This is a genomic window from Streptomyces triticirhizae (assembly GCF_003696235.1).
GTDB classification, from domain to species: domain Bacteria; phylum Actinomycetota; class Actinomycetes; order Streptomycetales; family Streptomycetaceae; genus Streptomyces; species Streptomyces triticirhizae.
This window is the reverse complement of sequence record NZ_RFFJ01000217.1, coordinates 1-9,330: the sequence shown is the minus strand read 5'-3', so window position 1 is coordinate 9,330 and position 9,330 is coordinate 1. Positions and strand designations below refer to the sequence as shown.

The window sequence follows — 9,330 nt, the reverse complement described above, 5'->3', positions numbered from 1 at the left end:
CCCCGCCTCCGCCGCGTCGGGCCGCCGGCGCGGGTCCCGCCGCAGCATCGCCGTCAGCACCGGCGCCAGCGGCCCCGTCGCCTCGGCGTCCACCCGGACCACGCCCTGCTCGGCCCGCCACCGGCGCAGCGCCTCGGCGTCCTCCGCCGTGCCCTCCCCGCCGTCGGTCCCCTCGACCTCGTCCGGTTCCGGTTCTGGTTCCCGCTCCTGCGGGTCGTCATCGCGGGGCGGCGCGCCGGTGACCAGCGCGTGCAGCGTCGCCGCCAGGCTGAACACGTCGGATGCGGGGCGCGGAATGTTCCCGCGCGCCACCTCGGGCGCCGCGTAGTCGGGGGTGAAGCTGAACGGGCCGTTGACGGTGACCGTCTGGGTGTCGCGGAACCGGTAGGCCGCCCCGAAGTCCAGCAGCTTGGCCGCGCCCCGCCGGGTCAGCCCGACGTTGGCCGGCTTGACGTCGCAGTGCACGATGCCGGCGGCGTGTAACGCGTCGAGTGCGTCGGCGAGTTGGGCGCCGAGCCGGGCCGCGTCCCGGGGCGCCATCGGCGGCCGGCCGTCCAGGCCGCCGCCCGGCACATGCTCCATGACGAACCAGTGGGCCTCACCGCCGCCCCCGGCCGGCACCGTCACGATGTCCAGCAGCGTCACCACATGCGGGTGGTCGCGGAACTTCGCCAGCGCGCGCGGCTCGCCCAGCCGTCGCACCGGGGGCGCGCCGTCGCCCCCGTCCGGCACCGGCTTGAGCACCACCCGCTCGCCCACCAGCCGGTCGTGGGCCAGCCACACCTCGCCGCCACGGCCGGTTCCCATGACCTCCTCCAGGCCATAGCGACCGGCCAACTCGTCTCCGGGACGCACGACTTCCCCCTCGCGTTCCTCCCTCACGCCCCCGCACCGTCGCGGCGCGCACGCCACGAACCTACTGCGCCCGTCGCGGTGGCGCACCGCGTCCGGCCACGTACCCGCCGTCTTCACCGGCCACCCACAACCGTGGAGACACCGGCCCCACGGGGAACGACGACCGGCGGCCGGCCGTCTCCCGCCGCCGTCGGCTCTCCCGTCGTGACCCCTCCCGGGCGCGCCGCCTACCATCGCGGCGCGCGGCCCGGCCGGGCCCGCCCCCACCGGACGAGGAGGTACGCCCGTGAGGCAGCCCCGCCCCACCCGCCCCGCACGCGAGGGACGCGGCCGCACGCCGCTGGCCCTGGCCGCCGTCGCGGCGCTGACCGCGCCGCTGGTCGCCGGCACCACGGCGCGCGCGGTCGAGGAGCCACCGGAGGACCGGGCCCAACTCCCCGCCGACGTCCTCGATCTGAGCGACTGGAAGATCACCCTGCCCGTCGGCGACGACGAGGCCCCCACCGAGATCCGCCAGCCGGAGCTGGACACCTACGCACATGACACGTTCTTCACCGTCACCGGGACCGAATCCGGCGACGCCGTGCGCTTCCGCGCCCCCGTCAACGGCGTGACCACCGGCGGCTCCTCCTATCCGCGCGCCGAACTGCGCGAGATGGAGCCGGGCGGCGACGACGAGACCGAGTGGTCGTCCACCTCGGGCACCCACACCATGACGGTGCGGGAGGCGTTCACCCACCTCCCCGAGGACAAGCCGCACGTGGTCGGCGCCCAGATCCACGGCGGCGACGACGACGTCACCGTGGTGCGCCTGGAGGGCTCCGAACTCTGGATCACCGAGGGCGACACCGCCCACCACCACCTGGTCACCGACGACTACGAACTGGGCACCGTCTTCGAGATCAGCTACGTGGTGAGCGACGGCGAGATCGAGGTCCACTACAACGGCGAGCTGGAGACGACCCTCGAACACGACGACCCCACCAACTACTTCAAGGCCGGCGCCTACACCCAGGCCAACTGCGAGAACTCCGCCCCCTGCGACGAGGACAACTACGGCGAGGTCGTCATCCACGAGCTGACCGTCGACCACGAGGACGATTAGCCTCTTCCGGATCTTCGGGGATCAGCGGTGGGGGTGGGTGCGGAGGGCCGAGCCCGTCAGCGCGTCAGCTCGGCCAGCGCCGCCAGCAGCCGGTCGATGTGCTCGCGCGGGGTGCCGGCGCCGAAGCTGACCCGCACCGCCTGGAGCGCCCCGCCGCAGTCGTCCGCCGGCCCGTCCGCGTCCAACAGCCGCCGCACCAGCGGCTGGGCGCAGAACATCCCGGACCGCACCCCGATCCCGTACCGGTCCGACAGCGTCCGCGCCAACGCCTCGCTCTCCCAGCCCCGCACCGTGAACGACACCACGGCGACCCGCTCCGACTCCGGCCCGAACAGCGCCAGTTCGCGCACCGCCGGCAGCGCCGCCAGGCCGGCGCGCAGCGCAGACAGCAGCTCCCGCTCCCGCGCCTCCAGCGCGCCGTAGCCCGCGCCCTCGGTCAACGCCCGGCAGGCCGCCGCGATGGCGACGGCGCCGATCACGTTCGGCGAACCGGCCTCGTGCCGCGCCTCGTCCTCCGCCCAGGTCACCCGCACGCCCTCGGCCGGGTCGGCCGCGACCACGCGGGTCGCGCCGCCGCCGGCGAGATAGGGCGCGGCGGCGTCCAGCCAGTCGGCCCGCCCGGCGAGCACGCCCGAGCCGAACGGCGCGTAGAGCTTGTGGCCGGAGAACGCCAGCCAGTCCACGTCCCAGTCGGCGACGCTCACCGGCCGGTGCGGCACCAGCTGCGCCGCGTCCAGCACGATCCGGGCGCCGTGCCGGTGCGCGACGGCGGCCAGCTCGCGCACCGGCCACAGCTCGCCGGTCACGTTGGACGCGCCGGTGACACAGAGCAGCCTCGGCCCCTCGGGGGCCGCCGCCAGCGCCGACCCGACCTCGCGCACGGCCTGTTCGGGGTCGCGCGGCGTCGGCAGACAGTCGACCCGGTGGCCGTGCCGGGCCCAGGGCAGCAGCGCGGCGTGGTGCTCGGACTCGAAGACGAACACCCGTGTGCCGGCGGGCAGCGCTGCGGCCAGCAGGTTCAACGAGTCGGTGGTGGAACGGGTGAAGAGCAGCCGGTCGTCCGGGCGGCAGTCGAGGAAAGCGGCGACCGTGGCGCGGGCGCGCTCGAACAACTCGGTGGACAGGCGGGAGAGATGACCGGCGCCCCGGTGCACGCTCCCGTAGTGCGGCGCGTAGGCGGCGACCTCGTCCCAGACCCGGCGCAGCACCGGGGCGCTGGCCGCGTAGTCCAGCGCCGCGTACCCGATCTCGCCGCCGCCGACGAGCGGGGCGTTGACCGCCGAACTGAGCACGGCGTGCGGATCGTCGGCGGAGGAGGGGAGGGGAACGGACGGGGTGGTGGCAGGGCGAAGCGCGGTGTGAGTGGGCATGACGCTGTCTCCGGCGGGACTCGACGGGGGAGAGACGCCACGGCGGAACGAGCCGGCCGTGACCGATGACCAGTAACCAGAGGGGAGGAGCCGACGGCTCCTAGCGCATTCGCTGACGCATGAGTGACTCCCAGAAGGCCGCACTTGCCATGGACCCTGCTGTCCACGGCCCGGTCATCACCCGGGGCACCCCGCCGCGACGGAGGGTTGCCGGACAGCGGGCCGGGGCCCTGTGGCGCTGTCACTCGTGACCTTGGCCGGCAGTCTGCCACACACCCCGCCGCGTGCGGTAGTCCGGCCGGGGGAGAGCCCCCGGACGCCGGGGCGTCCGGGGGCTCTCGCGTCGTGGCCGAGGTGGTCGTGCCGCCTCAGTTGAGGATCGTGGACTCCAGGGAGTCGAGATCCACGGTCTGGTCGGCCAGGCTTTCCGCCCGGTTCAACTGCTCGGTGCGGTCACTCCATTCGATGGCCATGGTGTCCCCGCTGAGCCGCAGCGTCGCGTTGGCCGCCGACCCCTGGCACATGAAGAGCACCGGTTCCCAGTCGAGCGCGCCGAGCACCCCCGAACTCTGCCGACAGGTCTCGCCCGTTCCCGAGTTGCCGTAGAGAACGCCGTCGGCCGTGGTGTAGAGCGTGAGGCCGTCGGCCTCCCAGCGGGCGAACCAGGCCGGGTCGCCCTCGATGTCGGGGCGCCCGCCAGCCTCCGGGTCGGGGGCGCCGTCACCCTCGGCGCCCCCGTCGCCGAAGCCGCCGGTGGTGTCCAGCTCCAGCTCCTCGTTCATCTCGAAGCCCGGCAGGCCGCCCCCGGGCAGGCCGCCACCGCCGTCCTCGTCGTCGTCACCGCAGCTCGTGAGCACCGTGGAGGCCGCGATCGCGGCCGCCACGGAAATGAGGCGAATTCGTGCACGCACAGGTGTTTCCCCCGTTGTCGCTGTATGTGGGAAGGGCTGTCGATGCTCGACGTTAGTGAGCAACGAGAGGAAATCGCAAATCGAATGCGCGCGGGGGCGGGAACGGTTACCGATTCGTCTCGAAGAAAGCCGGGACGAAAGTCTCGGGAAAGCGGAGGAAAGTCCGAGGAAAGCGGCCCGTGCTAATGAGGAAAAAAGCTGCGGGCGGGAAATGCGCGGTCCCTTTCCCGCGCCGGTTCCCGCCCGCGTCAACGGCCGTCCGCCGCGCTCAGCGCCGCGGCCGGTAGGTGGCGATGATCACTCCGCTGCTGGTGGGCCGCGCGCTCACCAGCGTCAGCTTCTTCAGGGAGGCGTCGTCCGGGAAGAGCTTCCTGCGGCCCTCGCCCGCGACCACCGGGTGGATCAGGAGCACCAACTCGTCCAGCAGGTCCGCCTCCAGCAGGGAGGCGACCAGCCCGGGGCTGCCGGCGACCGAGATGCCCTTCCCCTCGCCCGCCTTCAACTCGTTGACGGCCGTGACCAGATCGCCCTTCAGCAGCTGGCTGTTGGACCAGTCGGAGACGTCGCCGAGCGTGGTGGAGACCACATACTTGGGGGAGTTGTTGATCCAGTTGGCGAAGTGGACGTCCTCGCCCTCGGTCACGGTCGGCCAGTAGCCGGCCCACTCGGTGAAGGTGACCGCGCCCATCAGGACCGCGTCGTTGCTCTCCAACGACCCGGTCAGCACCTCGCCCATCTCCTCGTCGAAGGCGAACTGCCACTGGTCGGGCGACTGGGCCACGCCGTCGAGGGAGACGAACAGGCAGGAGACAAGCTTTCGCACGAGACGCACCTCTCTGTATCCGGAAGCGCGGTCCGGGCCTCGGCCCGCGTTCCGGGTGGCCCCGGTGGCCACAACAGGGAGACTAGGCCAGGCCGAGCGGCCCGGTCTTGTACGGAAGCGACATCGCCTCCTCCTCGGTCCGCGCACTGAGCTGAGTAGCGGTACGCCCGACGAAACGGCTCAACGAGCGGGCCAGATGCGGCTGGTCGAAGTACCCCAGCCGGTGCACCACCTCGCCCGCCGGCACCCCGCCCTGGATCAGCAGCGCCGCCTCCCGCGCCCGTTCGATCTGCCGGATCGCGCCCCGCGTCAGCCCGGTCGAGGCGACGAAGCGCCGCTGCGCGGTGCGCGCCGAGACCTTCGGCTCGCCGCCGGCCAGCACCGAGGTCACCACCGGGTCGCTGGCCAGGATGTCCTCCCGCACCAGCCGCCGCACGAACGCCTCCGCGTTGTCGAAGGTCGGCAGGTGCCAGGCCGAGCCTCTGAGGTAGAACGAGCGGCGGGTGGTGTCCGGCAGCGCCGCCGAACCGTCGACCAGCCGGCTGACCGCCAGATGCGGCATCCACGTCCCCAGCGCGAAGGTGATCCCGAAGAACGTCGCGTCCTGGGGCACCGGCGCGACGCTGGCCCGCGACTCGGGCCCCTGGAGACCGGCGTTGACCCGCCCGGCCTCCTCCCAGATCACCAGCTCCCAGTGCGGGTTGGCGACCGAGGTCATCGAGTCCACCCGCGCGCTGGTCGAGCGCCACACCCGCGCCACCCACGGCGAGTCCGAGTCCCGACACTCCACCGAGAGGCCCATCCGCCTTCCCCTCCTGCCCGTCTCCGAACGAGCCTCAGATGCCGAACTCCGTGGGCGACAGGTTCAACGCGGCGCACGCCTCGCGCAGCACCGCCGCCTCGGCCGGCGCCACATAGCCGTCCGCGCCCGCCACCACGATGCCGATCCGCACCACCGCCCGCGCCTCCTGCGGCTTCTTGGCCACCTTGGCCACCTCCGCCATCGCCGCCGACCTGCCGTCGGAGAACCGGGCGCCCAGCGCGTCCACATGCTTGGCGAACTGGCGGCGCAGCTGGTCGGCGGGGAAGTTCTGGAGGACGTCGTTGGTCAGGATCAGCTGCTCGACCTGCTGCCGCTCGGCCGGATCGACATGCCCGTCGGCCGCAGCGACCAGGGCGCACAGCGCGACGCTCGCGTCCCGGAACCCGCCCGACTTCAACTCGCCCTTCAACGAGGTCAGCTGCGCCTTGAGCGCGCTCACCAGCTTCGCCTTCGACTCGCCGCGCCCGCCCGACGGCGCGTGCCCGGACCCGTGGCCCGAGCCGCTCCTCGACTGCTGAAGGCCCTTCGCCTGGTCCTTGATACGGTCCCACATCGCCATCGGCGCACTCCCGCCTCTCCCTGTCCGCCGCGTACCGGTGCGGTGACGCCTCGCGCTTCCCTCAGAACGACGTCAGGCCAGCGCGAGTTCCCGACCGTCCTTGCGCCCGGGAACCGCCCGGGAACCGCCCGGGAACCACCCGGGAACCGGGGCGCCCCGGACGTCGACTCTTCGGGAGGGAGGCCCGCGCGGCGCCGCGCGGTGCGGGGGAGACCGGGAGAAGGAGTTCGGATGACCGAGCCGGGGCTGGCCCGCCGGATGCTGATCGTCGCCTACGACGACGCCCAGATCCTCGACATCGCCTGCCCGGCCGGCGCCCTGGAGATCGCCAACGCGCACGGCGCCACGCCGCCCTACGCCGTCGAGGTCGCCACCCCGTCCGGCCGGGCCGCGCGCACCTCCAGCGGGGTGCTGGTCGGCGCGCCGCTGGCGCTGGCCGAGGTGACCGGACGGCTGGACACGTTGATCGTCAGCGGCGGCTTCGGCAGCGAGGCCGCCGCCCGCGACCGGCCGCTGGTCGCGCAGGTGCGCCGCCTGGCGCGCGCCGCCCGGCGGGTCGCCTCGGTCTGCACCGGCGCCCATGTCCTCGCCGAGGCCGGCCTGTTGGACCACCGGCGGGTCACCACCCACTGGCGCTACGGGCGGGACCTCGCCGAGCGCTACCCGAGGGTCGCCGTCGATCCCGCCCCGCTCTACGTCAGGGACGGCTCCGTCTTCACCTCGGCCGGCGTGATCAGCGCCCTCGACCTCGTCCTCGCCCTGGTCGAGGACGACCACGGCCCCGCCCTGGCGCGCGCCGCCGCACGGGAGTTGGTCACCTGGGTGCACAGGCCGGCCGACCAGGCGCAGCTCAGCGCGTTCCTCGCCGCCCCGCCGCCCAGGGACCGGGCCGTCGCCGACCTGCTGCGCCATGTCGCCGGCCATCTCACCGACGACCTCAGCCCCCGCGCGCTGGCCGCCAGGGCCGGCGTCAGCACCCGCCATCTGACCCGGCTGTTCACCGCCCACCTCGGCATGACGCCGGCCCGCGCGGTGCGCGCCGCCCGCGCCGAGGCGGCCGTTCACCTGCTGCGCACCAGCTCCCTGCCGCTGACCGCCGTGGCGCGCCGCTGCGGCTTCGGCTCGGCGACGGTCCTGCGGCAGGCGCTGCTGGACCACTACGGTGCGACGGGGGACACGCTGCGCAGGATGGCGGACACGCCCGCCCCGCGCGGCCCGGTGCCGCGCCAGGCTTCCCTCCCATGACGCGAGACACGCACCCGCACGCGACCCACCCGAACCCCCGCCCCACGCACCGCAGAACGTTCCTGACCACCACGGCCGCCACCACGGTGCTCGCCGGCGCCGCGACCCTCGGCGCCGCCCCCGCACCCGCCCGTCGCGAGCCCGCGCCGCACGAGGCGGCGACCGGCCGGACGGAACGCGAGCGGAACGGGCCGCGCGTCGGGATTCTCCTCTACCCGGGGTTCACCCTCCTCGACGCGACGGGCCCGACCGAGGTGCTCGGCCGCCTGCCCGACGCCGACGTCGCCCTGATCGGCGAGCGGCGCGGCCAGGTCCGCACCGACACCGGCGACGTCGCCGTCACCGCCGACCTGGCGGTCGACGAGGTGGAACGCCTCGACGTGCTGCTGGTGCCGGGCGGCGGCATCGAGGGCGTGGTCGCCGCCATCGACAACCCCGCGCTCCTGAACTGGATTCGCCGCGTCCACCGGCACACCCGGTGGACGACCTCGGTGTGCACCGGCTCGGTGATCCTGGCGGCCGCCGGGCTGCTGACCGGGCGGCGGGCGACGACCCACTGGGCCTCCGCCGAGTACATCGAGTCCACCTACGGCGTGGCCTACGTCGCCGAACGGTTCGTGCGCTCCGGGAAGCTGCTCACCTCCGCCGGGGTCTCGGCCGGCATCGACATGGCGCTCCTCCTCGCGGCCGAACTCGCCGGCGAGGAGGTGGCGCGGGCCGCGCAGCTCGCCCTGGAGTACGACCCGGCGCCGCCGTTCGACTCGGGCAACGCCGCCGAGGCCAGCCAGGAGCTGCGCGACCTGGCGCTCCGGCTGCTGGCGGACTCGACCGCCGGATAGCCGCCGCGCACCCGGCCGCCTTGACCGGCGGCCCGAGCCCGTGGTCACCATGGAGGCGCCCGCCCCCGTGCGGCGGCCCGAGAGGCGGTGGACATGACGGCGGCATCCCGTTCCGCGCCCCGCGTGCTGCTGGTCGTCAACCACGAACGCAGCGGCGCCGGCCGGCTGTTGACCTGGCTGCCCGAGGAGGGCCTGGCCCTCTCCGAGGTCCCGGGCCCCGAGGTGCCCGAGGACCCCGAGGGCCACGACGCGGTGGTGCTGCTCGGCGGCGGGTTCCTGCCCGACGACGACGCCCGGCGCCCCTGGCTCGCCCGCGAGCGGCGCCTGGCCCGCCGCGCCGTGGCGGACGGCGTCCCGCTGCTGGGCATCTGCCTGGGCGCCCAGCTGCTGGCCGCCGCCCACGGCGGCACCGTGCGCGGCGAGCACGGCACGCCCGAGCGCGGCTCCCACCCGGTCACCCGCCGCCCCGAGGCCGTCGACGACCCGCTGCTGGGCTCGCTGCCCGCGACGTTCCCCGTGATCCAGAACCACCGCGACCAGATCACCCACCTCCCGCCCGGCGCCGTCCACCTGGCGAGCAGCCCGCTCTGCCCGGTGCAGGCGTTCCGGCTGGGCCCGTTGGCCTGGGGCACGCAGTTCCACCCGGAGGTCGGCGCCGACCGGCTCGCCCACTGGGACGCCGCCGCCCTCGCCGACGGCGGGTTCGACCTGCCGGCGCTCCGCGCCGAGGCCGAGCGCCGCGAGCCGGAGTCCGCGCGCGCGGCGCGGCGGCTGGCCGCCAACTTCGCCGCCGTGGTGCG

At 74.4% G+C, this 9,330-nt stretch carries 10 protein-coding genes and 1 riboswitch; of the genes, 4 read left to right on the top strand and 6 right to left on the bottom strand.

Annotation, left to right across the window (positions count from 1 at the left end; all coding sequences use genetic code 11):
- On the bottom strand, window positions 1–855 hold an 855-nt coding region (locus tag EBN88_RS25800; RefSeq protein ID WP_147472846.1), incomplete at its 3' end, for a serine/threonine-protein kinase.
- A 286-nt stretch (window positions 856–1,141) separates the two neighbouring features.
- Here EBN88_RS25800 and EBN88_RS25795 point away from each other — a divergent pair.
- Window positions 1,142–1,960 (top strand): polysaccharide lyase family 7 protein, encoded by an 819-nt coding sequence (locus tag EBN88_RS25795; protein WP_233580964.1) that lies wholly within the window; start codon window positions 1,142–1,144, stop codon window positions 1,958–1,960.
- A gap of 56 nt (window positions 1,961–2,016) precedes the next feature.
- On the opposite strand, the gene EBN88_RS25790 is transcribed toward EBN88_RS25795, so the two are convergent.
- The 5 genes from EBN88_RS25790 to EBN88_RS25770 all read right to left on the bottom strand — a co-directional run bounded on the left by EBN88_RS25790 (window position 2,017) and on the right by EBN88_RS25770 (window position 6,446).
- On the bottom strand, window positions 2,017–3,330 hold the full coding sequence (locus EBN88_RS25790) for an aminotransferase class V-fold PLP-dependent enzyme (RefSeq protein WP_122399460.1): 1,314 nt from the start codon (window positions 3,328–3,330) through the stop codon (window positions 2,017–2,019).
- Window positions 3,331–3,465: 135 nt separating this feature from the next.
- A riboswitch (SAM riboswitch) is annotated at window positions 3,466–3,583 on the bottom strand.
- Between the two features lie 115 nt (window positions 3,584–3,698).
- Entirely contained in the window at window positions 3,699–4,214 is a 516-nt protein-coding gene (locus tag EBN88_RS25785; RefSeq protein WP_122399459.1) for a hypothetical protein, read from the bottom strand.
- Between the two features lie 295 nt (window positions 4,215–4,509).
- Complete coding sequence (locus EBN88_RS25780) at window positions 4,510–5,064, bottom strand: dihydrofolate reductase family protein (RefSeq protein WP_122399458.1); 555 nt, start codon at window positions 5,062–5,064, stop codon at window positions 4,510–4,512.
- A gap of 82 nt (window positions 5,065–5,146) precedes the next feature.
- Window positions 5,147–5,866: a helix-turn-helix domain-containing protein gene (locus EBN88_RS25775; protein WP_122399457.1), complete on the bottom strand. Its 720-nt coding sequence runs from the start codon at window positions 5,864–5,866 to the stop codon at window positions 5,147–5,149.
- A gap of 34 nt (window positions 5,867–5,900) precedes the next feature.
- On the bottom strand, window positions 5,901–6,446 hold the full coding sequence (locus EBN88_RS25770; protein WP_122399456.1) for a tellurite resistance TerB family protein: 546 nt from the start codon (window positions 6,444–6,446) through the stop codon (window positions 5,901–5,903).
- A 258-nt stretch (window positions 6,447–6,704) separates the two neighbouring features.
- On the opposite strand from EBN88_RS25770, the gene EBN88_RS25765 reads away from it, so the two are divergent.
- From EBN88_RS25765 to EBN88_RS25755, 3 genes are all read left to right on the top strand, one after another.
- Complete coding sequence (locus EBN88_RS25765) at window positions 6,705–7,691, top strand: GlxA family transcriptional regulator (protein WP_122399462.1); 987 nt, start codon at window positions 6,705–6,707, stop codon at window positions 7,689–7,691.
- Window positions 7,688–8,530 carry a DJ-1/PfpI family protein gene (locus EBN88_RS25760; protein ID WP_122399455.1) on the top strand — a complete coding sequence of 281 codons (843 nt, stop codon included), beginning with the start codon at window positions 7,688–7,690 and terminating at the stop codon, window positions 8,528–8,530. Before EBN88_RS25765 ends, EBN88_RS25760 begins: the two co-directional genes overlap by 4 nt.
- A gap of 93 nt (window positions 8,531–8,623) precedes the next feature.
- A partial coding sequence (locus EBN88_RS25755; protein ID WP_147472845.1) for a type 1 glutamine amidotransferase occupies window positions 8,624–9,330 on the top strand: 707 nt, incomplete at its 3' end.

What these genes read in the sequence shown, in the direction of transcription:
- EBN88_RS25770 (WP_122399456.1), bottom strand. Translation starts at nt 6,446, where the DNA reads ATGGCGATGTGGGACCGTATCAAGGACCAGGCGAAGGGCCTTCAGCAG.
- EBN88_RS25790 (WP_122399460.1), bottom strand. Translation starts at nt 3,330, where the DNA reads ATGCCCACTCACACCGCGCTTCGCCCTGCCACCACCCCGTCCGTTCCC.
- EBN88_RS25765 (WP_122399462.1), top strand. Translation starts at nt 6,705, where the DNA reads ATGCTGATCGTCGCCTACGACGACGCCCAGATCCTCGACATCGCCTGC.
- EBN88_RS25775 (WP_122399457.1), bottom strand. Translation starts at nt 5,866, where the DNA reads ATGGGCCTCTCGGTGGAGTGTCGGGACTCGGACTCGCCGTGGGTGGCG.
- EBN88_RS25760 (WP_122399455.1), top strand. Translation starts at nt 7,688, where the DNA reads ATGACGCGAGACACGCACCCGCACGCGACCCACCCGAACCCCCGCCCC.